The sequence below is a fragment of the Salmonella sp. SJTUF15581 genome (genome assembly GCF_043356775.1).
Lineage (GTDB): Bacteria > Pseudomonadota > Gammaproteobacteria > Enterobacterales > Enterobacteriaceae > Salmonella > Salmonella enterica.
In genome coordinates this window covers 626,453-651,815 of the sequence record NZ_JBEUJY010000001.1, presented here as the reverse complement: position 1 = coordinate 651,815, position 25,363 = coordinate 626,453, and the positions used below count along the sequence as shown (strand labels likewise).

Sequence of the window (25,363 nt, the reverse complement as noted above, 5' to 3'; positions counted from 1 at the left end):
AAGGATTTATGATGAAGCTATCCCCTTATCTGGCCGCACTGTTATTGTTGAGCGCATCCGGCGCAGCCTATGGTGCTATGGAATGTAAATTTTACAATGGCGATACACGACAGATAATGTCGCCAGGCGTTCAACCAATCATTACCTTTCACCCCTCGGTGCAAACCGCCACGCTGCTGGCTAGCGGTATTACGATGGAATTAACGCCGGAAATGCACAGCCACTGTGCAGTGGGGGATGATGGAGAGAACATTTACCAGATGACGGACAACACCTTACTTGAAGGGTATGTCGACGGTAAAGCGTTGTTTCGCACCAATATACCCGGCATTACGTATGCCATTGGGTTATACCCCGCAGGGAAAGGCATTACCGGATGGTTTCCCGTCAATTCCGGTCAATATTATATGACCGCTTATGCTGACGACAACGAAGGCTATTTCGACCATGAAAAAAAATGGTACGCCGTGATGGAAATCTACCAGATGCCCGGCTTTAATGGCGTGCCTTCAGGAGTCGGCTTTATTAGCTCAATCGGCGGCCCATTGGGACGCATTGTTCTCGGAGACCCCGTAGGTTCTGAGTCTGACCATCCTCGCCCGCTAATCACCATTTCTGATATGATGTTTAACATTCCATTCTCCGAACCGACCTGTATTCTTACCGCGCCCACCACCGTGAATTTAGGTGATTGGTACCGAAGCGACCTGGAGAAAGATCAGACCACCGAAGTGCCTTTTCAGATTACCGGAACCTGTACCGGGACGATTGAAGTCTCGTTCGTGGCGAAATCCTCATATACCAATGCGGATAAGAACCTGTTCACCAACTCGATTACCAGCAACTCAAGCGTTACCGCGGCTGGCGGCGTCGGCGTAAAAATAAGCTCACCGGCCTATCCGCAAATTCATGCCGACAGTACGCCAGAAGTCATTGCCGTGGGCGAGATAATCGGGAGGCCGGTGACCTCAGTAAACGCCAACTTTAAGGCAAAGCTGGTCAAAACAGGGACGGAGGCCGTGACACCCGGTATTTTCGGATCGTCTGTCACCTTCCAGGTAACCTACGAGTAAACTACCCTTGCGGCTGGTTGCTGATCAGCCGCGACATGGTTTCCAGCGAATCCGTGCGCAGAATATACAGCCTTTTGAGCAGCATCGGATTATCTCCCGGCTTCACCTTCCCTCTCACCGTGGTGACCGCCAGATGGAAACCGGCGTCTTTTGCTGCTTTGATCGCGGTCGCGTTATAGCCGCCAAAGGGATAAGAAAGATAAAATACGTGCGGAGTAAACTGTGCGAGTGCCCGCCGCGAGCGTTCAAAATCAAACAGAATATTATGGTAGCTGCGGCTATATAAAATCGGGCGACGATGCCCATCTATCCGGTGTAAAAAGTGGGTATGCGACTGAAAATCAAAAACGTCGCTTATCTTGCGCAATTCGGACACGCTCATAAATTGCAGCGATCTGGGATTCCATGTTTGCGGATGGCGCTTAATACGCGATGAGATAATAAATGCCGTCGCTTTCATACCGTACTGCTTTAATACCGGATACGCATAGCGACTCACCGATTTAAGGCCATCGTCAAAGGTGATAACCACCGCGCGCGCCGGGAAATTGGCGCGGTTATGGATGTAATCCTCCAGTTGGTACATCGTCAACGTGGCATAGCCGCGATCGCGAAGCCAGGTCATTTGGTTGCTGAATGCCCGAACCGAAGTCGTGGTGGACGTATGGCGAAAACGGGTATTCTCTTCATCACGTAAGATGTGATGATAGGTCAAAATCGGAATGCCGTTGTCTTCCTGCGCATCCATGGCGCTGACATAAGCCAGCCTGTCGCCAATACGGATCTGATACCAGGTTTGGTGTAGCCGGCCTTGCAGCTTGCTAATAATGGGGTAACGCAAATTATCCACCAATACGCCAAACGGGGCGCTACTGATGTCCGGCGCGTTATACACCGGCGTGTCCTTCCAGGTCACCAGATTCTGATTGCTGAGCGGCTTGTTAAGATCGCCCAGGCCATCTTCCACTTTTTGTTTTCCCTGCACGGATTCCAGATGGCCTTTATCGATAAAGCCCACACCGAAGCCGAATTTAAAGGCATAATAATCAGCCGCAACAGGCGTTACGGAAAGAATTTGTCCGGCGCGGATATTCCCTACGGTCACCATTTTGTCGCCAATCTGCGACCAGATGGCGGCATCTTTCGTCGTTTGCATATAACGAGCGGGCAAGGCAGCCAACACATTACCGGCGAAAAAGAACAGCAAGATAAGAACAACGCGCATAACCATATATCATAACCGAGGCGAAAAAACGCCGTCATTGTAGCAAAAGCGTCGTCAATGGTATTGATCAAAACTCATACGAATCATGCAGCAATACAAAAGGCGGATTTTTCTGCTGCTGATGCCAGAGACTGGTGACATCCGGCGCGCCAAGCGCGACAATCTGGTCGCGAAATGCTGAACTGCTCATTGACTCTCGCCATGGAATCATTTCCTCCATCAATGAATAGCTGACACCGGAAATAACTTCACATTGAGAATGTTTATGGCTCATCAGCGACGCTACACGATAAGGCGCCGCGCCGGAAATGTCGGTTAAAAATATCACGCCTTCACCGGAGTCGGTGGCATGGAGGGCGTCACACATCATGCGGCTGAGCATATTTACGCTTAACCCACGCCAGAAATTGACCGCCCGACACTGCGCCAACGGCCCATATTTCTTTTCAAGACCTTCGAGCATTTCCTGCGCCCGATCGTCATGACAGGAAATGACCCATCCCAGCATAACTTCTCCTCCATTGAGCTCCAATCCTGCATGATGTCAGCATGTTTTTTTGGCCGACAACACACTATGACCACGATCATTTTTTATTCAAAAAAATTTGCATTATTTTTAAAATTGTTAGCAGCCTTCATAGAATCTGGCCCATTAAAGGGTAATCACGGCGATTCAATTAAACAAACACTCACCAAAATAATTGATTAAATATATATTATAAATATTTCATATTTATGTATTCTGAATTTTTCTTCGCGCCGCAAAAATCATCGGACATTATATTTACTCATTCGGCAATAAAAAGAACAATAACTTCCCACACTATAGATATTGTTACTATGTCAATATTTATAATATCTTAAAGGATCAAAGATAATGAAACTCACCTTAAAAACACTCACTGTGGCACTGGCTGCCATCACCCTCTCCCCCGCCGCGCTGGCCGACACCGCCAAAGACGGCACCGTACATATCACCGGCCTCATTAAGCAAAACGCCTGTACGGTAAAAACGGATTCAGTAGAGGTGACATTACAGGACGAATTTGCCTCTCTTTTTACTGCCGCAGGGCAGACGGCAGGGGATAAAGACTTCACCATCGAACTCGAAAACTGCGACGCAAACGTCTACAGCAGTGTACAGGCGCGCTTTGAAGGCACACTCGACGGAACCGATGCGACCATCCTGAAAAATGAGGATGATGCTGAGAATATTGGCGTGCAAATTCTTGATAAATCTAGCACCCCTATGACCTTTAACGATCTTCAGGCATGGTCTGCCGCAGTCGTGCTCACAGAGGGGGTGACGGAACTCTCAATGCCTTTCACCGCCCGCTATATCTCCACCGCGGTTCCCGTTAAGTCGGGAACGGTCGATGCAACCGCAACATTCTATCTGCAATATAACTGATCCTGGCGGCCAGCGTCGGCTGGCCCATTTGTTTATTGAGGTCATCAATGAATTCATTGGCTAAAGCAGGGTTGCTTTGTTGCCTGTTGTGCGGTTCGCTGGCGCATGCCGCAGGGATAAACATCGGCACAACGCGGGTTATTTTTCACGGCGATGCCAAAGATGCGTCCATATCGATAAGCAATAGCGACAACGTTCCCTATTTAATTCAGTCCTGGGCGCAATCGATCAGCGAAACAGGGGCGAGCGGCGATGCGCCGTTTATGGTCACCCCGCCGCTTTTTCGCCTTAATGGCGGGCAAAAGAACGTACTACGAATTATCCGTACCGGCGGCAATTTGCCGGAAGATCGCGAGTCGCTGTACTGGCTGGATATTAAATCGATTCCCAGCAGCAATCCGGACAATAAACACAACACACTCATGCTGGCCGTTAAAGCGGAATTTAAGCTGATTTACCGGCCAAAAGCGTTAACCCAAAAACCAGAAGAGGTTGCCGATCGGTTAACGTGGTCGCGTCAGGGGCGCACGCTCACCGTGAAGAACCCCACGCCCTATTATATGAACTTCGCCACCCTTTCCGTTGGCAGTCAAAAAGTGAAAGCCCCGCGCTATGTGGCGCCTTTCGGCAACGCGCAGTACACGCTGCCTGCCGCCGCCAGCGGCCCGATTGTCTGGTCTATCATCAACGATTTTGGCGGTATTGGCCCCGAACATAAACAAACGCCTTGAGAAGAGTGACAGGGATGAGAGTGCCGATGCGCAAAAGGCAACACCGGGTATTTTATTTATCGCGCTGCGCTGTGTGTATCGCGCTGGGCAGCACGTTCGCACACGTTACATGGGCGCGCGACTATTTCAATCCGGCATTTATTGAAAACCATGGGCAGGCGAGTCGCACAAGCGTCGATCTGTCGACATTTGATAACGACAAAAGCCAGCTGCCTGGCACCTATTACGTCACTATCAATATCAATAAAACAGAAATCGGCGCGCGAAACGTTGATTTTCAACTCACGACGCTCAGTGACGGTCAACAGGCATTACAGGGCTGTTTACGGCTCCAGGAACTAAAAGATAACAGCGTCAAAACCGACCTTTTTCCAACCCTGGAGAGTGAAAAAGGCTGCGTCGATCTCAGCGTTATCCCCGGCGCCAGCCAGCGGTTTGATTTTCAGCAACAGACATTATCAGTAAGCATCCCGCAACTCTATATCGCCAACAACGCGCGCGGCTACGTGCCGCCGGAAAAGTGGCAGGAGGGGATTACCGCGCTAATGCTGAACTACAGTTTCAGCGGCTATAAAGAGTACGGTTCCAGCGAGGATTCCGACGATGCGGAATCGAAGTATCTCGCTCTCCAGCCGGGTTTTAACCTCGGGCCGTGGCGTTTTCGCAACTACAGTAACTGGAGTTCAAATAACGGCGAGAGCGGTAGCTGGAACAGCGTTTATAACTATTTACAGCGCGACATTATCGCGCTGAAAAGCCAGTTCACCGCCGGAGACAGCAATACGCCATCCGACGTGTTCGACAGCGTACCTTTTCGCGGCCTCCAGCTCACCTCTGACGATCAAATGCAGCCCAACAGCCAGCGTGGTTACGCCCCGACGATTCGCGGCATTGCCCGCTCAAACGCGCAGGTTATCGTGCGGCAAAACGGCTATATCGCCTATCAGACCGCCGTTTCGCCGGGCGAATTTGAAATCAACGATATGTTTCCCACCGGCAGCAACGGCGACTATGACGTAACGGTAAAAGAAGCCGACGGCAGCGAACAGCATTTTATCGTGCCCTACTCTTCGCTGCCGATTCTGCAGCGCACCGGACGGGCAAAATACAGCGTGACCGTGGGTAAATACCGCGATTATAACAACCACACGCTGGACGACTTCGGCCAGGCGACCCTGCTGTACGGCCTGCCGTGGGACATCACCCTGTACGGCGGCAGCCAGATTGCCGGCGATAAATACCAGTCCGTCGCCTTCGGCGTCGGGCAAAATATGCAGATGCTGGGAGCCATTTCCCTGGACGGCATCTGGTCGCACGCCAAATTTGACGATGGCCGCAAAGAAATCGGGCAATCCTGGCGCGTCCGCTACAGCAAGGGCGTCGTCAGTACGGGCACCACGTTTTCGCTGGCCGGCTATCGTTACGCCAGCGAAAACTACAATTCGCTGAGCGAGGTGATCAACCCGGACGACGATTTTTATGATAACTACGGCAAGCGCCATAATCGTTTCGAAGCCTCGGTCAACCAGCAAATTAGCGATACGCTCGGTTCCTTAACGCTAAGTTGGGTAAAAGAAGATTACTGGCACAGCGCGCAGCAGATGGAGTCTCTGAGCGCCAGTTACAACAATAGCTGGGGTCCGGTGAGCTATACGCTGAGCTACAGCTATAACAAAAACACCTACCAGTACCGTTCGGACAATGACGATGATGATAACGACGACGATCGTTATAACCAGAACGATCGGCTGTTCACGTTGTCGCTGCATGTTCCGTTTACGGTGTTCGATTCCAGGCTATACGCCAGCTATATGCTGAACACGCGTAAGCACGATGCCACGGTGAACAGCACCACCCTTAGCGGCACCGCGCTGCGTGACAGAAACCTGAACTGGTCGTTACAGCAAAGCCACAGCACACAAGACGGTGATTCCGGCGGGGTAAACGCCAGCTACAAAGGCACTTATGCCAACCTCAACGCCGGTTACAATCAGTCGCCAGATAGCCAACAGGTCAGCTACGGCATCAGCGGCGGCATTCTGGCGCACGAAAATGGTATTACCCTGAGCCAGCCGATTACCGGCGCGGCGATTTTAATTAAAGCGCCCGGCGCCAGCGGCGTTTCGGTTGAAAACCAGACCGGCGTCGCCACCGACTTCCGGGGTTATACGGTGATCCCCAACGTTACGCCGTATTATCGCTACGATATCTCGCTCGACAGCAGCACGTTTGCCGACAACGTGGATATTCCGCTCAACAACCAGACCGTCTACCCGACGCGTAATGCGGTGGTGCGCGCGGCGTATGACACGCATAAGGGCTATCGCGTGTTGTTAACGCTGACGCGCAGCAATGGCGAGCCCGTGCCCTTTGGCGCGACGGCAAGCGTCGATGGGCAGGATGCGAACCTGGCCAGTATCGTCGGCGATAAAGGCCAGGTCTTCCTCAGCGGCCTGCCGGAAGAGGGCCTGCTGCTGGTGAACTGGGGAAGCGCCTCTTGCCGCGCGGATTACCGCCTTGATATCAGCAAAAATATGAACGGCATCGTGATGGCGAACGCCGTCTGCCAGTGAGGAACACAATGAAGAATTTATGGATGCTGCTGGCGCTGGCGCTATTTTCAGGCCATGCGCTGGCAGAAGGAACGATGGGCAACGGAAGCGGCTGGTGTCAACCCACCAACGGCACGCATAATTTTCCTTTTAGTTTTAATCAAACCATTACCGATACGGATGGGAACCAGACGGGAACCATCGTTGAAGAGCACTGGTCAGCTGGCGGAGAATATTCGGCTAAATGCGACTGCGATAACAGTGATTATCGCGGGTACAACTATTTCACCGCGACCACCGGCGATCTGACGCAGAAAGGCACGCACAGCGAGACGCGATACTACGGACATATGGATTACTATGTCCTCGTGGCAGGCAAACTGGAAATTGGCACCGAAGCGTATGTAGCCGGGAAGTTGAACCAGAATATTCCTGTCCCGTTTTCCTCAATCAGCAATGAGGATAGTTCCGCAGGCGGCTGTGGCGATGCAGAAATGAAATCAATGACGGCGGGCAATAAAGGCACGGTAAGGATTTATATTACTCATCCTTTGGTCGGTGAAATCTCGATCCCGCAAACAACGATCATGAATCTCTATTTATCAAAAACGCCGGGCAGCAGCGGAGATAATATTCCCCCCGCCGTTCCCCCTGTCGCGCACGTCACCATGTCCGGAACTATTACCGTGCCGCAGTCCTGTTCCATCAACGCCGGGCAGGTTATCGAGGTCAGGCTGCCGGATATTGAGGGCAAAGATATTCGTAATCTCGGCGACAGTCCGCAGAACTCGCACGTCACCACTCAGGTAAACTTTACCTGTAGCAACGTGGCGGACGGCACCAACCTGTCAATGTCATTGAACGGAGAAACCGATCCGCACAACCCGGAATACCTGAAAACCGACAATGAGAATTTAGGGATACGGATTTCCGATAAATACGATAAGACCATCGTTCCCGGCGGCAGCACCGAATTGCCGATTGAAGATTACACAGACGGTAAAGGCAGCACCGAGTTCACCGCCGCGCCGGTCAATACCACCGGACATGTCCCCCACACCGGAGAATACCAGGCTACCGCCACGCTGGAGATTCAGATTCGCTGAGAGAAGCGTTAGGTTTCAGCAAGCCTCCCCCCACCTACAGACCCGTAACCCATTGATATTACGGGCCCGTAGATGGGATGAAGCGAGGTGCAACCCAACGCCCCTGTCAACGCTTAACTGCGCAACCCGCGCCCACGCTGGATCAGCGACCAGCACAGCAGGTAGAAAGCGGCGATAAAGATCACCAGTACGCCAAACGTCGTCACCAGCGGTACATCATGGATACCCAGGAAGCCGTAGCGGAAGCCGCTGATCATGTAGACGATCGGGTTCAGGTGCGACAGCCCTTGCCAGAACGGCGGCAGCAGCGTAAGCGAGTAAAATACCCCGCCGAGGTAGGTCAGCGGCGTCAGCACGAAGGTGGGAATCAGGCTGATATCGTCAAAAGTTTTCGCAAACACGGCGTTCAGCAGTCCGGCCAGCGAGAACAGAATCGCGGTCAGAATCAGCGTTAGCGCGACAAATACCCAGGAATGCACCTGGAAAGGCACGAAAAAGAGCGAAATCGCCGTCACCAGAATCCCCACGCACAGCCCGCGCGCCACGCCGCCGCCGACAAATCCGGCGATGATCACGTGCGTTGGTACCGGCGCGACCAGCAGCTCCTCAATATTGCGCTGAAACTTGGCGCTAAAAAATGACGACGCGACATTCGCGTAGGAGTTAGTAATGACCGCCATCATAATCAGGCCCGGCACAATAAATTGCATATAGCTAAAACCATGCATTTCGCCGATGCGCGAACCAATCAAATTACCGAAAATAATAAAATAGAGCGTCATGGTGATGACGGGCGGCACCAGCGTTTGCACCCAGATCCGCATAAAGCGGTGGATCTCTTTCGCCCAGATGCTTTTAAGGGCAACCCAGTAAAGCTGCATCATGCGCGATCTCCTTGTTTTTCATGCACCAGCGACACAAACAGTTCTTCCAGACGGTTGGCTTTATTACGCATACTTAATACCTGTACCCCCTGCTCGCTCAGTTGGCTAAAGACGCTGTTAACCCCCTGCTCGCGTAACACTTCCACCTCCAGAGTCGAGGTATCCACCAGACGATATTGATAACCCGTAAGCTTAGGTAGCGGGCTTTTTGGCGCTAAATCCAGAATAAACGTCTCCGATTTCAGCTTTGAAAGCAGATTTTTCATGGAAGTATTTTCCACCAGCTCGCCGTGCTGAATAATACCGATATTGCGGCACAGCATTTCCGCCTCTTCCAGATAGTGGGTGGTGAGAATAATGGTGGTGCCTTTGGCGTTTAAGTCTTTCAGGAATCCCCACATCGAGCGACGCAATTCGATATCGACGCCCGCCGTCGGCTCGTCGAGAATCAATAGCTTAGGTTCATGCATCAATGCGCGGGCGATCATCAGGCGGCGTTTCATCCCACCGGAGAGCATCCGCGCACGTTCACTACGTTTTTCCCACAGATCGAGCTGTTTTAAATACTTTTCGCTACGTAAAACCGCCTCTTTATGCTCCACGCCGTAATAACCGGCCTGATTCACTACGATCTGTTGCACCGTTTCAAACGGGTTAAAGTTAAACTCCTGTGGTACCAGTCCAAGCTGTCGCTTGGCGTTAACCACGTCTTTTTCCAGGTCGTAACCAAAAACGTTAACGCGCCCGGACGTTTTATTAACCAATGAGCTGATAATACCGATGGTGGTCGATTTCCCTGCTCCATTTGGCCCCAGAAGCGCGTAAAAATCCCCCGCTTCGACCTGCAAATCTATGCCGCGCAGCGCCTGAACGCCGCCGGGATAGGTTTTTTTAAGTTGTTGAAGTTCCAGCGCAATGGTCATAAATTCTCACTTACTTTACGTTCTTACACTTTATATATGGTTTAAATAACTACGGAGTTGCCCTATATTAGCCCAACGCACTTATTTGGTTACAGGTCGTTAACTTCCATGAAAGACATAGATACACTCATCAGCAACAATGCACTATGGTCAAAAATGCTGGTGGAAGAGGACCCCGGATTTTTTGAGAAACTGGCGCAAGCGCAAAAACCGCGCTTTCTATGGATTGGATGTTCCGACAGCCGCGTTCCCGCAGAGCGTTTAACCGGGCTTGAACCGGGCGAATTGTTTGTTCACCGTAATGTGGCTAACCTGGTTATTCACACCGATCTGAACTGTCTCTCCGTGGTTCAGTATGCGGTAGATGTTCTGGAAGTTGAGCATATTATCATTTGCGGCCACTCCGGTTGCGGCGGTATCAAGGCTGCGGTAGAAAACCCTGAGCTGGGCTTGATTAATAACTGGCTGCTGCATATCCGCGACATCTGGCTTAAACATAGCTCGCTGTTGGGAAAAATGCCCGAAGAGCAACGTCTGGACGCGCTCTATGAATTGAACGTCATGGAGCAGGTCTATAACCTGGGGCATTCCACCATTATGCAGTCAGCGTGGAAACGCGGGCAGAATGTGACCATTCACGGCTGGGCGTACAGTATCAATGATGGCCTGCTGCGCGATCTTGACGTCACCGCCACCAACAGAGAAACGCTGGAGAACGGCTATCATAAGGGTATCTCCGCCCTAAGTCTGAAATACATTCCCCACCAATAAGCCATTAGCTATAGGCCGGATAAGTCGCTTTAGCGACGCCATCCGGCATTTCTGCGCTTACTCGTCCAGCAGCACCACTTTACCAACATACGGTAGATGGCGATAACGCTGGGCGTAGTCGATACCGTAACCGACTACAAATTCGTCCGGAATCGAAAAGCCAACGAACTCAACCGGCACGTCCACTTCGCGGCGAGACGGTTTATCCAGCAGCGTACAAATCGCCAGCGATTTCGGCTCGCGCAGGCCCAGGATTTCACGGACCTTCGACAGCGTATTACCGGAATCAATAATGTCTTCGACAATCAGCACGTCTTTACCGCGAATATCCTCATCCAGATCTTTGAGGATTTTCACGTCGCGGGTGGTGGACATGCCGCTACCATAGCTGGAGGCGGTCATAAAATCGACTTCATGAGGAACCTGAACTTCACGGCACAGGTCCGCCATAAACATAAATGAGCCACGCAACAGACCTACCAGCACCATTTCACTGCCGCTGTCTTTATAACGTTCGGTAATCTGACGACCCAGCTCGGCAATACGTGCTTTGATCTCCGCTTCGGGGATCATGACTTCAACAGTATGTTTCATATTTATAACCATATGATTTAAAAACAAATCACTCAATGCCGGTGACTAATAACGCCGCATTGACGCGCAAGGCACGCAGTATAACAGCAAACGTATTCATTCGCGGCATTTGATAAGAAAGCTCATTTTGTGATGACGATCACACATGTTAATTCCTATACTTAATTGCTACTAAAAAATTAACAATTTGGGATGGTGTCTTTTTATGGCAGAAAATAACGCACGATCGCCACGATTACTCGTGACGCTGACGGCCCTCTTTGCAGCACTTTGCGGGCTGTATCTTCTTATCGGAGGTGTCTGGCTGGTTGCTATTGGCGGTTCCTGGTACTACCCCATCGCGGGCCTCGTGATGCTGGTTGTGGCCGGATTGCTATGGCGCAGTAAACGTGCCGCGCTGTGGCTGTATGCCGCCCTGCTGCTGGCGACAATGATTTGGGGCGTGTGGGAAGTCGGGTTCGACTTCTGGGCGCTCACGCCGCGTAGCGATATCCTGGTGTTTTTCGGCATCTGGCTAATATTGCCGTTTGTCTGGCATCGGCTGGTGGTTCCTTCCAGCGGCGCAGTGGCGGCGCTGGTCGTGGCGCTGCTGATTAGCGGCGGCATTCTGACCTGGGCTGGCTTCAACGACCCGCAGGAGATCAACGGTACGCTTCGCGCCGACGCCACGCCCGCCGCAACAAGCTCGTCGATCGCCGACGAAGACTGGCCGGCCTATGGACGTAATCAGGAAGGCCAACGCTATTCGCCGCTGAAACAGATCACTGCGGATAACGTTCACCAACTGAAAGAAGCGTGGGTCTTCCGCACCGGCGATCTGAAACAACCCAACGATCCGGGCGAAATCACCAACGAAGTGACCCCGATTAAAGTCGGCGATACGCTTTATCTGTGTACAGCTCACCAGCGTCTGTTCGCGCTGGACGCCGCCAGCGGTAAAGAGAAGTGGCATTTTGATCCTCAGTTGAAGACCGATTCGTCTTTCCAGCATGTGACCTGCCGCGGCGTCTCTTATCATGAGGCCAAAGCGGATACCGCCTCGCCGGAGGTCATCGCCGACTGTCCGCGCCGCATTATCCTTCCGGTCAATGACGGTCGCCTTTTCGCGGTGAATGCCGAAACCGGCAAGCTGTGTGAAACCTTCGCCAACAAAGGCGTCCTGAATCTGCAAACCAATATGCCGGACACCACGCCGGGACTGTATGAACCGACGTCGCCGCCGATTATCACCGATAAAACGATTGTCATTGCCGGTTCGGTCACGGATAACTTCTCTACCCGCGAAACGTCCGGCGTTATCCGTGGTTTTGATGTTAATACCGGTAAACTACTGTGGGCCTTCGATCCAGGGGCGAAAGATCCGAACGCGATTCCAGCCGATGAGCACTCTTTTACCTTTAACTCGCCGAACTCCTGGGCGCCTGCCGCCTATGATGCGAAACTGGATCTGGTCTATCTGCCGATGGGCGTGACCACGCCGGATATCTGGGGCGGTAACCGCACGCCGGAGCAGGAACGTTATGCCAGCTCCATCCTGGCGCTGAATGCCACCACCGGGAAACTGGCCTGGAGTTATCAGACCGTCCATCACGATCTGTGGGATATGGACCTGCCGGCACAGCCGACGCTGGCAGATATTACCGTTGACGGTACTACCGTTCCGGTTATCTATGCGCCAGCGAAAACCGGTAATATCTTTGTGCTCGACAGACGTAATGGCGAGCTGGTCGTGCCCGCTCCGGAAAAACCGGTCCCGCAGGGCGCGGCAAAAGGCGATTACGTCGCCAAAACTCAGCCGTTCTCTGATTTAACCTTCCGCCCGAAAAAAGATCTCTCCGGCGCGGATATGTGGGGCGCGACCATGTTCGACCAACTGGTGTGCCGCGTTATGTTCCACCAGTTGCGCTATGAAGGTATCTTCACCCCGCCGTCCGAGCAGGGGACATTGGTATTCCCTGGCAACCTGGGGATGTTTGAATGGGGCGGTATTTCCGTCGATCCAGACCGTCAGGTCGCTATCGCTAACCCGATGGCGCTGCCGTTTGTCTCGAAGCTGATCCCACGCGGCCCGGGTAATCCGATGGAGCCGCCGAAAGACGCGAAAGGTACCGGAACAGAAGCGGGTATTCAGCCACAGTACGGCGTACCGTTCGGCGTCACGCTGAATCCGTTCCTTTCGCCGTTTGGCCTGCCGTGTAAACAACCGGCCTGGGGCTATATTTCCGCGTTGGATCTGAAGACCAATGAAATCGTATGGAAGAAACGTATAGGGACGCCGCGCGACAGTATGCCGTTCCCGATGCCGGTTCCGGTGCCGTTCAACATGGGGATGCCCATGCTCGGCGGGCCAATCTCAACCGCCGGTAACGTGCTGTTCATTGCCGCGACCGCCGACAACTACCTGCGCGCTTATAACATGAGCAACGGGGAAAAACTGTGGCAGGGACGTTTACCCGCCGGAGGCCAGGCAACGCCGATGACCTATGAGGTAAACGGTAAGCAGTACGTGGTCGTTTCTGCCGGAGGCCACGGTTCGTTTGGTACGAAGATGGGCGACTATATCGTGGCCTATGCTTTGCCTGACGACGCGAAATAACCATTAATGCCCGGCGTATGCCGGGCATTGTGCCGGGTGGCGGCTTCGCCTTACCCGGCCTGCGTCACAGACATCGGTCAGACCGTAAATCCTAACATCATTCCCGTATCTTCATGTTCTAACAGATGACAGTGCGCCATATAGGCATGTTCCTTCGGCGCGTCGTGATCGAACTTGACCAGCACTTCGCTGATACCACCCTCAACGCGTACCGTATCCTTCCAGCCCGTTCTGTGCGCCGCTGGCGCTTTGCCGTTCTCTGACAGAATACGGAACTGCGTGCCGTGAATATGGAAAGGATGCAGCATCATGTCGCCCACGCCGGAAATGACCCAACGTTCATGTCGGCCTTTTTGCGCCGCGAACATCGGTTTGTTCATATCGAAGACCTGGCCGTTGATAAAGTTAGCGTTATGGAAGTCGAATTTTCCGCTGTGATTCATATTGCCCATCGCGCCATGATTCATCCCGCTGTGATCCATGTTGCCATGATCCATCTCGCCATGCCCCATATTGCCGCCCTGCATATGCGCGTTCATGCTGTCATGATCCATGCCGCTCATCGCCTGAGCGCCATATTTCTTCATCAGCATTTGCATCCCCATCATATCAAGGCGTGGGTCCATCGACAGTTTCAGGTTGCGCACCGTCAACCCTTCCAGCGACGGCAGCGCCGGCATCGTCGTCAACGTATCCGGCAGCGTACCGGAGGCGGTAATCCGCAGCGGCTGGATACGCATCACCGGGTGCGGTTTATCAAACGGAGCGATCGCCATTCCCATCTGGCTGACCGGCAGGGTCACCAGATCAAAGGCTTTCCCGTCGCTGATATCCACCAGCACTTCAAAACGCTCGCCCATTAATAACGGCAGTTCGGTGACTTTCACCGGCTCCGCCAGCAGGCCGCCGTCGCTGGCGATCACATAAAGCGGGCGATTATCGCTGGCGGCGATATTCAGCGAGCGCGCATTACAGCCATTCAACAAGCGCAGACGTAGCCAGCCTTTCGGCGCGGAATGCTGCGGATAGATAGCGCCATTGGTCAGCAGCGTATCGCCAAACCAGCCGACGGCGGCGGTCATAATATCCAGTTGATAATCAATCTGGCCATCGGCGGAGAAGCGTTTGTCCTGAATGATCACCGGCACATCGTCGATGCCCCACTGTTTCGGCAGGCGCAATTTGCGAATCTCATCATCTTCAATCAGCACCAGCCCGGCAAGGCCCATCGCCACCTGGCGCCCGGTTTTGCCGTGTTTGTGCGGATGAATCCAGCAGGTCGCGGCGCGTTGCTCCGGCGTAAACGTCACCGTGCGGGTTCCGCCTGCGGGAATAATCCCCTGCGGACCGCCGTCGACGATGCCCGGAATCTCCAGACCATGCCAGTGAAGCGTCGTGTCTTCGGCCAGTTGGTTATGGATATCAACGGTCACGCTTTTTCCTTTGTGAAGCTGTACCGCTGGCCCCAGCAAATTACCGTTGTAGCCCCAGGTTGTCGCGTTCTTACCGGCGAATGTCGACTGTCCGGCTTTAACAATTAACTGCATACGGTTGCTCGCATCTGCCGTTAACAGGTCAGGAATAGGCAACGCGGGACGTTCGGCGGCAAAAGCGGCGCGGCTCCACAGCGGCAGCGCTGATGCAACCCCCAGCGCCACTGAATATTTTAAGAAATCACGGCGTAACATAATCATTTCCTTATAATGAACAGGCGGGTGTCTAAGCTTAGACCCTGCCCTAACGGGAAGGTCAAGCCAGCAACACGTCTTTACCATTCCTGACAGCAATACAATAAGAATGAAAACGCCGCGGCCAATTCTAATAATAAAAGTCGTCGCTACGTTCTCAGTATGCTAACGTTGACTTTCCCTGATGCCGTGGTAGAAGCAATGAAGACGTTTTTCAGACCCGTGTTGTTTGGCAGCCTGATGGCCTTATGCGCAAATAGCTATGCGCTTACTGAATCCGAAGCTGAAGATATGGCCGATTTAACGGCGGTTTTCGTTTTTCTGAAAAATGACTGTGGTTACCAAAATTTACCCAACAGTCAGATTCGCCGTGCGCTGGTCTTTTTTGCCCAGCAAAATCAGTGGGACCTGAGTAACTACGACACCTTCGATATGAAATCGTTGGGCGAAGACAGCTACCGCGATCTTAGCGGCATCGGTATTCCGGTCGCTAAAAAATGCAAAGCTCTGGCCCGCGATTCTCTGAGCCTGTTAGCCTACGTTAAATAATCCTCCGCGATCCTATTGCTGAAATAATGACCGTGCATCCACGGTCATTGTTAGCTATGATGTTGCGCCCTTTTTTTACGGGTGTTAACAATGGAGGTATCAGCCAATGGCCGAAAATACGATGTGGCATGAAACGCTACACGACCAGTTTGGTCAGTACTTTGCCGTAGACAACGTTCTGTATCATGAAAAAACCGATCACCAGGATTTAATCATCTTTGAAAACGCCGCTTTTGGCCGCGTGATGGCGCTGGACGGCGTGGTACAGACCACCGAACGCGACGAGTTTATTTATCATGAAATGATGACCCACGTCCCGCTGCTGGCGCACGGTCATGCGAAACACGTTCTGATTATCGGCGGCGGCGACGGCGCAATGCTACGTGAAGTTACCCGGCATAAAAATGTCGAAACCATCACCATGGTAGAGATCGATGCTGGCGTAGTCTCGTTTTGCCGCCAGTATTTACCCAACCACAATGCCGGCAGCTACGACGATCCGCGCTTTACGCTGGTGATCGACGACGGCGTGAATTTCGTCAATCAGACCCATCAGACCTTTGATGTGATCATTTCCGACTGTACCGATCCGATAGGCCCCGGCGAAAGCCTGTTTACCTCCGCCTTTTATGAAGGCTGTAAGCGTTGCCTGAATCCGGGCGGCATTTTTGTCGCCCAGAACGGCGTGTGCTTTCTGCAACAGGATGAAGCGCTCGACAGCCACCGCAAGCTGAGTCATTACTTCAGCGATGTCGGCTTCTACCAGGCGGCGATTCCGACCTATTACGGCGGCATTATGACCTTCGCCTGGGCGACGGACAACGACGCTCTTCGTCACCTGTCGAGCGAAATTATTCAGGCGCGTTTTCATGCCGCCGGCCTCAAATGTCGCTATTACAACCCGGCTATTCATGCCGCTGCATTTGCGCTACCGCAATATCTACATGACGCACTGTCCGCACAGTGATGTTAAGGAGGTGATAAAAATTGAAAAAGCTGAAACTGCATGGCTTTAACAATCTGACGAAAAGCCTGAGTTTTTGTATTTACGATATCTGCTACGCCAAAACCGCAGAAGAGCGCGATGGCTATATCGCCTATATCGATGAACTCTATAACGCCAACCGACTGACCGAGATCCTGTCAGAGACATGCTCCATTATCGGCGCGAACATCCTGAACATCGCCCGTCAGGATTATGAACCCCAGGGCGCCAGCGTCACGATTCTGGTGAGCGAAGAGCCAGTCGACCCGAAACTTATCGATCAAACCGAACATCCCGGCCCGCTGCCGGAAACCGTGGTGGCGCACCTCGATAAGAGCCATATCTGTGTGCATACCTATCCGGAGAGCCATCCGGAAGGCGGGCTATGCACCTTTCGCGCCGACATCGAAGTGTCAACCTGCGGGGTGATTTCACCGCTAAAAGCGCTCAATTACCTGATCCACCAGCTAGAGTCCGATATTGTCACCATCGATTACCGCGTGCGCGGCTTTACGCGCGACGTCAACGGTATGAAGCACTTTATCGATCATGAGATTAATTCTATTCAGAATTTTATGTCGGAAGATATGAAGTCGCTGTATGACATGGTGGATGTAAACGTGTATCAGGAAAATATTTTCCATACCAAGATGCTGCTTAAAGAGTTCGATCTTAAGCACTACATGTTTCACACCAAACCGGAAGATCTCACTGAAACCGAACGCCAGGAGATCACCGCCGCGCTGTGGAAAGAGATGCGCGAGATTTACTACGGCCGCAATATTTCTGCGGTCTGATTCACCACTGGCAGCGCCTGACGGCGCTGTCACTCCGGCTGCACCAGCGTTAGCGCAAAAGCGCGCCCTTTCAGTTCAACCTGCGCTGACGGCGGCAGATTGACGTCGGTAATCACGTCATTAAAGCGCTCAAGCGGCACCACATTAAAGAGCGAATGCGCGCCATACTTACTGCTGTCCGCCAGCAACACTTTGCGCTGCGCATTAGCAATAATCTCCTGTTTAAGCCCGGCCTTATCTTCCGTTGGGGTCGTCACGCCCGTTTTTACCCCCCATGAATTACAGCTCATAAACGCGATGTTCGGATACACGCTGCGCAACAGCTTACGCCCATGCTCACCGATACAGGACTGACTGCTGTCATCGATACGACCGCCGACAATCGTCACTTCAATTTGCCGGAACTCAGCTAAAAACAGCGCAATATGCAGATCGACGGTGATGACCCGCAGCGGAAGATGGGTTAAGCATTTCGCCAGCTCCATCATTGTCGTACCGGCATCCAGCACGACGGCATCGCCAGCATTGACCAGCGATGCGGCAACGCGTGCGATCGCCCGTTTTTCAGCGGGCGATCGCAGTTGTTTTTCATTGGTGGTGGGCTGGGCGGGTTCAAAACGCCGCAGCGCCACGCCGCCATGACTACGGCTGATCACGCCCTGCTCATCCAGCTTGATCAAATCGCGACGGATAGTGGCTGGCGATGCGTCAACCGCCTCAACCAGCTGTTCTACCGTAACCAGCGTATGGTTTTTCAGATACGCCACAATGAGATCCAGACGGTGTTGTCCTTTCATAACAGGGAATTATGCCAGTTGCATTGCCAGTTTGATCGATACGGCCATGCTCTCAGATTTTGCTTTTCCCGTCCAGGCGATATCAAATGCGGTGCCATGATCGGCAGAGGTCCGAATAAACGGCAGCCCCGCGGTGATATTCACGCCATCATAAAAGCCAAGCAATTTCAACGGGATATGTCCCTGGTCATGATACATCGCCACCACCATATCATACTGCCCCTCATAAGCCTGGAGAAATACAGTATCCGGCGGACACGGCCCATAAACGTCCATACCTTTTGCGCGGGCATCGGTAATGGCTGGCGTCAGGATACGCGTCTCTTCATCGCCAAACAGGCCATTCTCGCCCGCATGAGGATTCACGCCTGCCACGGCGATACGCGGTTTAACGTAACCCACACGCTTGAGGAAAGTATCAGCAATACCAATCACCGTTTCGACACGCGTGGTACTTAACGTATCAAGGAATTTACGCAGCGCGATATGCGTTGAAACGTGAATCACTTTTAGTTTATCGGTGTAAAGTACCATCGCGTAATCGCGGCTATGGGTCAGGGTCGCGAGCAGCTCGGTATGGCCCGGATAGTTGTGCCCTGCCAGGTGCAGCGCCTCTTTATTCAGCGGCGCGGTAGCGATAGCCTGTACGTCGCCCCGTAACGCTAACTCGGTGGCGCGCTTCACGCAGCGATACGCTAAATCCCCCGCCTGCGCCTGAACTTTCCCGGCCTCCAGCGCCTCCGGCTGCGCCAGCGGCTCATCAATCACATGAATGATGCCGGGCGCAAAACGCGCTTCGGCGACCCGTTCAATGGCCCGTAACTCGACGTTCGGCGTGATGCCCTTCGCCTGTAAACGTTTCAACGTTGCGAGGCATCCAATAACCACCAGCGGCGCGCCGTTGAGACCGTCTTCGCTTAGCGCTTTAACAATAATTTCCGGCCCAATGCCCGCTGGATCGCCCATGGTAATGGCAACGGTTTTAGTCTCCACAATACATCTCCTCAATATAATAAAGCGCGTCACACAACGTACTGTCTGAACCGAATCCGCCCGCTTTGGTAATGACCGGCAGATCGTCAATTTCGCTGTTTACAAACGTTCCACAGGGAATACAGGGCGCCACCTCGCTCTGAATGCGATAACCTTCAGCGCCAAGCGCGCTGGCGACGGCGGTAGCGATATCGCCGCCGGTCAGAAACAGCCCGCCAATCCGCGCCTGCTCGATAATGTTTAACGTGACGACGCCAAGCCGCTGGCTCAGTCGCTCGCCCAATTGCTGACGGCTCATCGCGGATTTTTCGCACAGCGCGTCGATTAACTGTCGATCTTCTGCGCGACGGCTGGTGCGTAAAATCGTATGTCGATGCTGACTTAACAGCGCGCAGGCCTGCTCTACGACAGACGCGATTTCCTGTTCCGCGCTATCCGACACCATGCGCGCGGCATCAATATCCACGACCTCCGCACGTCCCCGGCACAGCGCATTATCCACCTGACGTCGCGTGGCTTCGCTCATCGAACCGGCCACCACCAGCACCGGCAGCCGCTGCCGGTCTTGCATAAAAAGTTCAACCGGCAACGCATTCGCCAGACCAGCTGCGCCGACGAGCAGCGGCATCGACGGTTGTTCGCACGCCGCTTGCGCAATCAACGTCAGATCCCGCTCTTCCACCGCATCCACGACGATAATCCCTTCGCCCTCAGCCGCATAAGCCGTAAGTAAGGCGCTTAACCCACCGCGTCGGACATCCTGCAAAAAGACTTCATACACAGGGATCTCACTTTGCAACGCCACTATCTCGGCAATGCGGGAAGAGACAATGGGCGTTTTCGGATCGCTGGCAAATTCGGTTTCCAGTAGCGGGACGCCATTAACCAGACATTTTCCTTCAAGCGTCGTGCGTCCGGCCGCAGGGATCGCGGCGGCGATAACGGCCAGTTTTCGCTGACTGGCGCGCATGGCCGCCGTCACTTCGGCGCCGATATTGCCGCGAAATGTGGAGTCGATTTTTTTGTACACCAGCGGCGCTGGCGATGTCTCACACCACGGGGAAAGCGCGGCATAAACGGCAGATGCCGCCTGATCTGCGGGCATCGCCCGGCTTTCGGTGTTAATGACTAACACATCGGCGCGGCGGGACGGTTTTTGCGACGCGCTCAACATGACTTCCGTTCTCGCCCCCTTCTTCGCCAACTGGACGCCGGTATCATTCGATCCGGTAAAATCATCGGCGATAACCATCATTTTCATGCGTTTTTCTCCAAAGAAGCCTGACGCGCCTGTTTTTTCGCAACCCAGGAGGTCAACACTGGCGTCAGGATTGCCGTGGTGATCACCGAGGCGGCAATCAGCGGAGCTGCAGCAGCGGCCACCTCGGCGAGCGAAGGGTCGGCCTGCGCAATAGCCAGCGGCGTCGCAACGGCATTACCCGCGGTACTGGAGGCCGCCGCCCCGGCAATGCCAGTTCCGCCAACCAGACGATCTGCGCGAATATTAAAGAAACCGCCAACGAACGTTGTCAGCACGCCGAGCAGAATTCCGGCAAGTCCGCCTTGCAGTAACATTTCCAGGTTGATGCCCGCCCCCAGCGCAAAAGCAAAGAAAGGAATGAGCAGCGGGCCGCCTTTGGTCAAAAAATCGCGCATATGAGGATCAAGATTGCCGAGGATCATGCCGACAACTAGCGGAACCAGCACCGCCACCAGCGCCATAATGGGAATGTTCGCCATCCCTGCCGCGCCCAGCGCAATCATCGTAAAGAAAGGGCCATCATTAAGAGACAAAATAGAGATAGCGCCGACGTCGCGCTCATTGCCGAATTCGCCTACCAGCGCAGCATAAAGTCCGCCATTCGAATTGCTCATCGCCGCGATAATCGCCACGCCGCTCAGGCCAAAAATACCCTCCGCGCCGAAAAGATGCTCCACGCCCAGGCCAATGCCGATGGCGACAAGCAACTTAGTGAGCGTAATCGTCCCGCCCTGCAATAACGCCTGGGGCGCGGCTTTCACACTGATACCGGCTCCCATACACAGCAGAAAAGCGCCAATCAGCGGCGCCGCGCCGTTTTTAAATAAGGCGGTGGTAAAACCGCCAATCTCAAGCGCCTGCGGGGCGAAGGTGTTAATGACTGCGCCAATAACGAGCGGTACGACCATCATGCCGCCGGGTACGCGCTCTATTGCTTTTTTGATGTTCATGGTCTTACCGCCTGTTGCTTGTTGTGATTGAATAAAATCATAACGATTATATTCAATCAAATTAAGATCACAAACGCGTCAGATCACAGTTTTAAAATGATTAATAAAAATCAAAAAATCATTCTGCAATAAAAAAGCCGGGATACTCCCGGCTGGAATGTGTGGTGATTTCGTTTCCACTACCGCCCCCAACTGTCCATCGACTGGCGTTGCGGGACAATAACGAAGAGAGGGTCAGGCTTTACTGACGAATTCCCGATACGCGGCGACGACCCGCAGAAAATCCTCCATGCCGCACAGGGATAAACTCTCTTCATCGTAATAACTCATCCCCTCTTCCATCTCATCGCCGGAAAAATCCAGCTGATTGGCGCGAATCATCACTTCTTCGCCGTCCATCCAGATCGTGTATTCATGCCCTGCTCGTTGCCAGGAGCGTTCGCTGCCTTTGACCGTACGCGCGGCTTGTTCTACTTCATCCAGTAGCGAGAGATTGTCTTTAACCTCTTCATTAAACCAGTGACCGACCACCTCGTGGCCCATCGACATTCGTACTTTTACCCCTCCGGTAACGTCGCGCAGAAATTCGTAATCCATAATTGTTTTCCTCTGCCCTGGCAATGCGCCAATACCGCATTGCGCCTTGAGGTAATTATCGCAGCACGGTGAAAGAAAAACAGCGGGGCGCACAAAAGATAAAATAAAAATGCCAAAACGGTTTATTATTCATACAGAAAGTCACTCTAGCGCTTCAATATATCTACACGCGCTCCGACAAAGTGCTACGTGCCGCACCGTGGGGTATTGAGTCTCCACGACTGACAAACTCGCCGTTAGCGAAGCGCGATCTGGAAGAGTATTTATTTAATGAATGTGCTTTTCATATGCAGCCGTAATCAATGGCGCAGCCCCACGGCGGAGCAGGTGTTCCGCCGCTATCCCGGCCTTAGCGTCCGTTCCGCCGGCACCAGCCGCAACGCTAAAAAAAGCGTGTCGTGCGGGTTACTTCAGTGGGCTGACGTTATCTGCGTTATGGAGCAGAAACATAAAGACCGGTTGATGGCTGAATATCGTCGTATTATTGAAAATAAGCCCCTGCACGTACTCGATATCCCCGATGACTACCGCTATATGGACCCTGAGCTGGTCAGGCAACTGGAAGAGCTGGTGCCGGAAGTGCTGGGGATATAGGCGTTGCCGCAAGGAAATGTCCATCATCCATCACGCTTACATTCACTTAATCTTCGTTAAGCGAAAACTCGACGACAAATTTCACATCAGGCAGCGCGCCGTTTAGATGAACTTTTATTATGTGCCGGAAGAGCGCAGGCATTAAAAATGGCTGCCCCTCATCCAGTTATAGCATTACCAGCCCGGTGTCCCTCTGGCGTTTTTTCAGAAATCATCAATACCCTGCCCACGCCGACGCCTGCTAGTCTTTCAGACGCTTCCTTATCATCCGGGTCGTTGTCATGAAATTGTTGGCTACTTGATAAGCGCTTTTCAACTGAGCTCCAGCAATGGGCGATATCAGCAGAGAAGCCGTAGTGAGTTGTATTTTTTGTCAGACGGTTGAAGGAAAATTCAGGAAGGATACATTATGTCTGTATTTCGACGAATAATTTATCATAGCGGTTGGTTTATTCTGCTTGGGCCGTTAATAGGCGCAGCCATCGCGATAGGTATCATAAACTTTTTACCCGCCATTATTGGCGGACCAGACTCATTTTTGTTCTATTTCTGCAGAACAATACCAGAATTAGTGATTATTACCGGCTGGATATACAGTCTCCTCCCCGCATGGTTAACCGGTGTCGCCTGCGCGCTGATACCCCTGAAATTATATCAAAAAATAATTAACAGGATGATCCTTTGCGCCATTGCAGGTGGTCTGATCACGACGCTGTTTAATTTTGCGCGATATGATTTTGACATAAGCATACTGCCATTAATATATGGTGAAGTATTGATTATGCTTATTCCAGCGATTGTAGCCGGGACAATAATGGGCGGGGTAATTACGTATTTGCCGGGGCTACGGGAAGTGAAGCGTAATAATAAATAAGAAGCGCCATTCGGGCCCGGAAATCCGGGCCCGTCTCTGTTACACCGCCGTCTGGAAAATCACGCCGTCCGCTTTCTCAGTGTACTGAGAGAGCTGGTCGAAGTTCAGGTAACGGTAGGTATCCACCGCCGCCAGCTCCGCAGAAGCCGGAAAACGATCTGTCGATGACCTTTTATTATGCGCCGGAAGAGCGCAGTCATTAAAAATGGGGAGTCTCACATCACCAGCCCGGCCCCTCCATCACGGGCATGAGTTTCACAATATTCTCCAGTACCAGTGGCGTGTGGTGATCTGAACTTAATGCCAGTAAAACATCACCTGTGACAACAATTTCTTGGTTTAACAAATCGTCGCCGTACTGTACTTTAACTCTTTCTATAATCTCATCGCTCAACAAGAGTTGCACTTGCCCATTCCAGTCGGCTGTCCGCATGTCGGCATCCTGGACGCAGGTTAACGGTTCTTCGAGTTTAACCACCCAATAACGCTGCGCGCCGCTTTTTTGCTCTGCCAGTATTCCGCGCAATGACACGGTATCGCCTTCCCGCACGCAGCGCTGTTGCCGTTTTTTCGCCATTTCTTCAACCGTTTTGACTGGCAAAATGTCGGTGCTGTGGTTACACCAGGCCAGTGAGCTTTGGCGACTAATGCCCTGAAATTGAGGAACGGGCAACCACCATGTGTTATTAGCGTCTTTCTGCAATACCACATCCAGCTTTTTACTATCCTGACTATACCAGTCAGCATCGGCATTGGCAGGTTCGCCACAAAAATAGGCATATTTTTGCGCCGCGCATAGCTGCGTCACCACGAAGGATGGCACAGGCGTATTATTCAGCGTTGTTTTACGATTAAGATCGCCAACGTAGTTTTCACGTACCGCGTCAAGCAGTTGCGTGCGCAACGGATCGCCTTTTTCTACCGGCAGGCAAGCTGCGATGCGCCCGTACTGTTTCACCAGCGCGCGTAATTCCTGTGACTTCAGGTCAACATTCCCGGCAAAGTGGCACTTTGCTTGCTCCGGCGCGCTAAACTCTTCATCCAGGTAAACCGTACTCACCCACCCTTCGGTACCGCTGTCCAGCAGAATACGATCGAAGAGATAATATTTATCATCTTCATCTTTAATATACTGACCGTCAGTATCTTTTAGCAGGCCGCAAAAATAGGCCAGTTCGCTCGTCTCGTTGATTTCAATCCGCTTGATATCGAAGCGGGCGTTTAATAGCCCAACCTCCTCGCGTAGCGTTAATGCAATAGCGCCGCGTGGATTTTCATCAGGCTTCAGCGGGAACATATCTGATGCATATAAATTGCAACAAATCATCATCAACACCAATAAAAAATAACGCATGAACGTGACCGTCGAAAAATTGCATTGAGGGTGCCATAATAGCGCTTTGCGTTATTAT

The 25,363-nt window shown here is 52.6% G+C and carries 24 protein-coding genes and 1 pseudogene; 12 read left to right on the top strand and 13 right to left on the bottom strand.

The window, feature by feature from the left end; genetic code table 11:
• The first annotated feature begins 11 nt into the window (after positions 1–11).
• On the top strand, positions 12–1,073 hold the full coding sequence (locus ABVN36_RS03075; RefSeq protein ID WP_000777846.1) for a fimbrial protein StkG: 1,062 nt from the start codon (positions 12–14) through the stop codon (positions 1,071–1,073).
• Position 1,074: 1 nt separating this feature from the next.
• Here the strand turns inward: ABVN36_RS03075 and ABVN36_RS03070 are convergent, their stop codons facing one another.
• Positions 1,075–2,304: a polysaccharide deacetylase family protein gene (locus ABVN36_RS03070; protein WP_033903668.1), complete on the bottom strand. Its 1,230-nt coding sequence runs from the start codon at positions 2,302–2,304 to the stop codon at positions 1,075–1,077.
• A 61-nt stretch (positions 2,305–2,365) separates the two neighbouring features.
• Complete coding sequence (locus tag ABVN36_RS03065; protein ID WP_000901958.1) at positions 2,366–2,806, bottom strand: PTS sugar transporter subunit IIA; 441 nt, start codon at positions 2,804–2,806, stop codon at positions 2,366–2,368.
• Positions 2,807–3,175: 369 nt separating this feature from the next.
• On the opposite strand from ABVN36_RS03065, the gene ABVN36_RS03060 reads away from it, so the two are divergent.
• The 4 genes from ABVN36_RS03060 to ABVN36_RS03045 are packed head-to-tail and all read left to right on the top strand — an operon-like array spanning position 3,176 to position 8,098.
• Positions 3,176–3,709 (top strand): fimbrial protein, encoded by a 534-nt coding sequence (locus tag ABVN36_RS03060; RefSeq protein ID WP_017441540.1) that lies wholly within the window; start codon positions 3,176–3,178, stop codon positions 3,707–3,709.
• A gap of 47 nt (positions 3,710–3,756) precedes the next feature.
• Positions 3,757–4,440 (top strand): fimbrial biogenesis chaperone StiB, encoded by a 684-nt coding sequence (stiB, locus tag ABVN36_RS03055; RefSeq protein ID WP_001086407.1) that lies wholly within the window; start codon positions 3,757–3,759, stop codon positions 4,438–4,440.
• A 26-nt stretch (positions 4,441–4,466) separates the two neighbouring features.
• A complete protein-coding gene (locus ABVN36_RS03050) occupies positions 4,467–7,013 on the top strand; it encodes a fimbrial outer membrane usher protein (RefSeq protein WP_023138982.1) in 2,547 nt (848 codons plus the stop codon).
• An 8-nt stretch (positions 7,014–7,021) separates the two neighbouring features.
• Entirely contained in the window at positions 7,022–8,098 is a 1,077-nt protein-coding gene (locus ABVN36_RS03045; protein WP_023138983.1) for a fimbrial protein, read from the top strand.
• Between the two features lie 113 nt (positions 8,099–8,211).
• Here ABVN36_RS03045 and ABVN36_RS03040 read toward each other — a convergent pair whose 3' ends face one another.
• Together ABVN36_RS03040 and ABVN36_RS03035 are read right to left on the bottom strand one after the other, a co-directional pair.
• Positions 8,212–8,982 (bottom strand): ABC transporter permease, encoded by a 771-nt coding sequence (locus tag ABVN36_RS03040; RefSeq protein WP_000983418.1) that lies wholly within the window; start codon positions 8,980–8,982, stop codon positions 8,212–8,214.
• On the bottom strand, positions 8,979–9,905 hold the full coding sequence (locus tag ABVN36_RS03035; protein ID WP_000150628.1) for an ABC transporter ATP-binding protein: 927 nt from the start codon (positions 9,903–9,905) through the stop codon (positions 8,979–8,981). Before ABVN36_RS03035 ends, ABVN36_RS03040 begins: the two co-directional genes overlap by 4 nt.
• Before the next feature lie 108 nt (positions 9,906–10,013).
• Between ABVN36_RS03035 and can the strand changes: the two genes are divergently transcribed.
• The gene (gene can / locus ABVN36_RS03030) at positions 10,014–10,676 is read left to right on the top strand and encodes a carbonate dehydratase (RefSeq protein ID WP_000651591.1); all 663 of its coding nucleotides are present in this window, start codon (positions 10,014–10,016) and stop codon (positions 10,674–10,676) included.
• A gap of 57 nt (positions 10,677–10,733) precedes the next feature.
• Here the strand turns inward: can and hpt are convergent, their stop codons facing one another.
• Positions 10,734–11,270 (bottom strand): hypoxanthine phosphoribosyltransferase, encoded by a 537-nt coding sequence (hpt, locus tag ABVN36_RS03025; protein ID WP_000683342.1) that lies wholly within the window; start codon positions 11,268–11,270, stop codon positions 10,734–10,736.
• Positions 11,271–11,475: 205 nt separating this feature from the next.
• Between hpt and ABVN36_RS03020 the strand changes: the two genes are divergently transcribed.
• Positions 11,476–13,866 carry a glucose/quinate/shikimate family membrane-bound PQQ-dependent dehydrogenase gene (locus tag ABVN36_RS03020; RefSeq protein ID WP_023138984.1) on the top strand — a complete coding sequence of 797 codons (2,391 nt, stop codon included), beginning with the start codon at positions 11,476–11,478 and terminating at the stop codon, positions 13,864–13,866.
• 77 nt (positions 13,867–13,943) lie between these two features.
• Here the strand turns inward: ABVN36_RS03020 and cueO are convergent, their stop codons facing one another.
• On the bottom strand, positions 13,944–15,554 hold the full coding sequence (gene cueO, locus ABVN36_RS03015) for a multicopper oxidase CueO (protein WP_023138985.1): 1,611 nt from the start codon (positions 15,552–15,554) through the stop codon (positions 13,944–13,946).
• 201 nt (positions 15,555–15,755) lie between these two features.
• On the opposite strand from cueO, the gene ABVN36_RS03010 reads away from it, so the two are divergent.
• The 3 genes from ABVN36_RS03010 (at position 15,756) to speD (ending at position 17,885) form a co-directional block, all read left to right on the top strand.
• The gene (locus ABVN36_RS03010) at positions 15,756–16,103 is read left to right on the top strand and encodes a YacC family pilotin-like protein (RefSeq protein WP_000846613.1); all 348 of its coding nucleotides are present in this window, start codon (positions 15,756–15,758) and stop codon (positions 16,101–16,103) included.
• Between the two features lie 106 nt (positions 16,104–16,209).
• Positions 16,210–17,070, top strand: coding sequence for a polyamine aminopropyltransferase (gene speE, locus ABVN36_RS03005; RefSeq protein WP_000829968.1), 861 nt, complete (start codon positions 16,210–16,212; stop codon positions 17,068–17,070).
• A 20-nt stretch (positions 17,071–17,090) separates the two neighbouring features.
• Complete coding sequence (speD, locus tag ABVN36_RS03000) at positions 17,091–17,885, top strand: adenosylmethionine decarboxylase (RefSeq protein WP_000734293.1); 795 nt, start codon at positions 17,091–17,093, stop codon at positions 17,883–17,885.
• A gap of 29 nt (positions 17,886–17,914) precedes the next feature.
• Here the strand turns inward: speD and ABVN36_RS02995 are convergent, their stop codons facing one another.
• The 5 genes from ABVN36_RS02995 to yacL form a co-directional block, all read right to left on the bottom strand.
• On the bottom strand, positions 17,915–18,682 hold the full coding sequence (locus ABVN36_RS02995; RefSeq protein WP_000678254.1) for a DeoR/GlpR family DNA-binding transcription regulator: 768 nt from the start codon (positions 18,680–18,682) through the stop codon (positions 17,915–17,917).
• Between the two features lie 9 nt (positions 18,683–18,691).
• Positions 18,692–19,675, bottom strand: coding sequence for a D-threonate 4-phosphate dehydrogenase (locus tag ABVN36_RS02990; protein ID WP_000448749.1), 984 nt, complete (start codon positions 19,673–19,675; stop codon positions 18,692–18,694).
• The gene (locus ABVN36_RS02985; RefSeq protein WP_023138986.1) at positions 19,665–20,936 is read right to left on the bottom strand and encodes a D-threonate kinase; all 1,272 of its coding nucleotides are present in this window, start codon (positions 20,934–20,936) and stop codon (positions 19,665–19,667) included. Before ABVN36_RS02985 ends, ABVN36_RS02990 begins: the two co-directional genes overlap by 11 nt.
• The gene (locus tag ABVN36_RS02980; RefSeq protein ID WP_001022089.1) at positions 20,933–21,886 is read right to left on the bottom strand and encodes a 2-keto-3-deoxygluconate permease 1; all 954 of its coding nucleotides are present in this window, start codon (positions 21,884–21,886) and stop codon (positions 20,933–20,935) included. The genes ABVN36_RS02985 and ABVN36_RS02980 overlap by 4 nt, the downstream gene beginning before the upstream one ends.
• A gap of 234 nt (positions 21,887–22,120) precedes the next feature.
• Entirely contained in the window at positions 22,121–22,483 is a 363-nt protein-coding gene (gene yacL, locus ABVN36_RS02975) for a protein YacL (protein ID WP_000384308.1), read from the bottom strand.
• Between the two features lie 270 nt (positions 22,484–22,753).
• On the opposite strand from yacL, the gene ABVN36_RS02970 reads away from it, so the two are divergent.
• Together ABVN36_RS02970 and ABVN36_RS02965 are read left to right on the top strand one after the other, a co-directional pair.
• On the top strand, positions 22,754–23,077 hold the full coding sequence (locus ABVN36_RS02970; RefSeq protein WP_001101536.1) for a low molecular weight protein tyrosine phosphatase family protein: 324 nt from the start codon (positions 22,754–22,756) through the stop codon (positions 23,075–23,077).
• A 409-nt stretch (positions 23,078–23,486) separates the two neighbouring features.
• Complete coding sequence (locus ABVN36_RS02965; RefSeq protein ID WP_023138987.1) at positions 23,487–23,951, top strand: hypothetical protein; 465 nt, start codon at positions 23,487–23,489, stop codon at positions 23,949–23,951.
• 39 nt (positions 23,952–23,990) lie between these two features.
• Here ABVN36_RS02965 and ABVN36_RS02960 read toward each other — a convergent pair.
• Positions 23,991–24,083, bottom strand: a pseudogene (locus ABVN36_RS02960) (hypothetical protein); the annotation flags it as partial.
• Positions 24,084–24,171: 88 nt separating this feature from the next.
• Positions 24,172–25,305 (bottom strand): DUF4431 domain-containing protein, encoded by a 1,134-nt coding sequence (locus tag ABVN36_RS02955; protein ID WP_023138988.1) that lies wholly within the window; start codon positions 25,303–25,305, stop codon positions 24,172–24,174.
• Positions 25,306–25,363 lie beyond the last annotated feature (58 nt).

Coding starts and splice junctions, on each gene's coding strand:
- ABVN36_RS03075 (WP_000777846.1), top strand. CDS start 12: ATGAAGCTATCCCCTTATCTGGCCGCACTGTTATTGTTGAGCGCATCC.
- ABVN36_RS03070 (WP_033903668.1), bottom strand. CDS start 2,304: ATGGTTATGCGCGTTGTTCTTATCTTGCTGTTCTTTTTCGCCGGTAAT.
- ABVN36_RS03065 (WP_000901958.1), bottom strand. CDS start 2,806: ATGCTGGGATGGGTCATTTCCTGTCATGACGATCGGGCGCAGGAAATG.
- ABVN36_RS03060 (WP_017441540.1), top strand. CDS start 3,176: ATGAAACTCACCTTAAAAACACTCACTGTGGCACTGGCTGCCATCACC.
- stiB (WP_001086407.1), top strand. CDS start 3,757: ATGAATTCATTGGCTAAAGCAGGGTTGCTTTGTTGCCTGTTGTGCGGT.
- ABVN36_RS03050 (WP_023138982.1), top strand. CDS start 4,467: ATGCGCAAAAGGCAACACCGGGTATTTTATTTATCGCGCTGCGCTGTG.
- ABVN36_RS03045 (WP_023138983.1), top strand. CDS start 7,022: ATGAAGAATTTATGGATGCTGCTGGCGCTGGCGCTATTTTCAGGCCAT.
- ABVN36_RS03040 (WP_000983418.1), bottom strand. CDS start 8,982: ATGATGCAGCTTTACTGGGTTGCCCTTAAAAGCATCTGGGCGAAAGAG.
- ABVN36_RS03035 (WP_000150628.1), bottom strand. CDS start 9,905: ATGACCATTGCGCTGGAACTTCAACAACTTAAAAAAACCTATCCCGGC.
- can (WP_000651591.1), top strand. CDS start 10,014: ATGAAAGACATAGATACACTCATCAGCAACAATGCACTATGGTCAAAA.
- hpt (WP_000683342.1), bottom strand. CDS start 11,270: ATGAAACATACTGTTGAAGTCATGATCCCCGAAGCGGAGATCAAAGCA.
- ABVN36_RS03020 (WP_023138984.1), top strand. CDS start 11,476: ATGGCAGAAAATAACGCACGATCGCCACGATTACTCGTGACGCTGACG.
- cueO (WP_023138985.1), bottom strand. CDS start 15,554: ATGTTACGCCGTGATTTCTTAAAATATTCAGTGGCGCTGGGGGTTGCA.
- ABVN36_RS03010 (WP_000846613.1), top strand. CDS start 15,756: ATGAAGACGTTTTTCAGACCCGTGTTGTTTGGCAGCCTGATGGCCTTA.
- speE (WP_000829968.1), top strand. CDS start 16,210: ATGGCCGAAAATACGATGTGGCATGAAACGCTACACGACCAGTTTGGT.
- ABVN36_RS02995 (WP_000678254.1), bottom strand. CDS start 18,682: ATGAAAGGACAACACCGTCTGGATCTCATTGTGGCGTATCTGAAAAAC.
- ABVN36_RS02985 (WP_023138986.1), bottom strand. CDS start 20,936: ATGAAAATGATGGTTATCGCCGATGATTTTACCGGATCGAATGATACC.
- ABVN36_RS02980 (WP_001022089.1), bottom strand. CDS start 21,886: ATGAACATCAAAAAAGCAATAGAGCGCGTACCCGGCGGCATGATGGTC.
- yacL (WP_000384308.1), bottom strand. CDS start 22,483: ATGGATTACGAATTTCTGCGCGACGTTACCGGAGGGGTAAAAGTACGA.
- ABVN36_RS02970 (WP_001101536.1), top strand. CDS start 22,754: ATGAATGTGCTTTTCATATGCAGCCGTAATCAATGGCGCAGCCCCACG.
- ABVN36_RS02965 (WP_023138987.1), top strand. CDS start 23,487: ATGTCTGTATTTCGACGAATAATTTATCATAGCGGTTGGTTTATTCTG.
- ABVN36_RS02955 (WP_023138988.1), bottom strand. CDS start 25,305: ATGCGTTATTTTTTATTGGTGTTGATGATGATTTGTTGCAATTTATAT.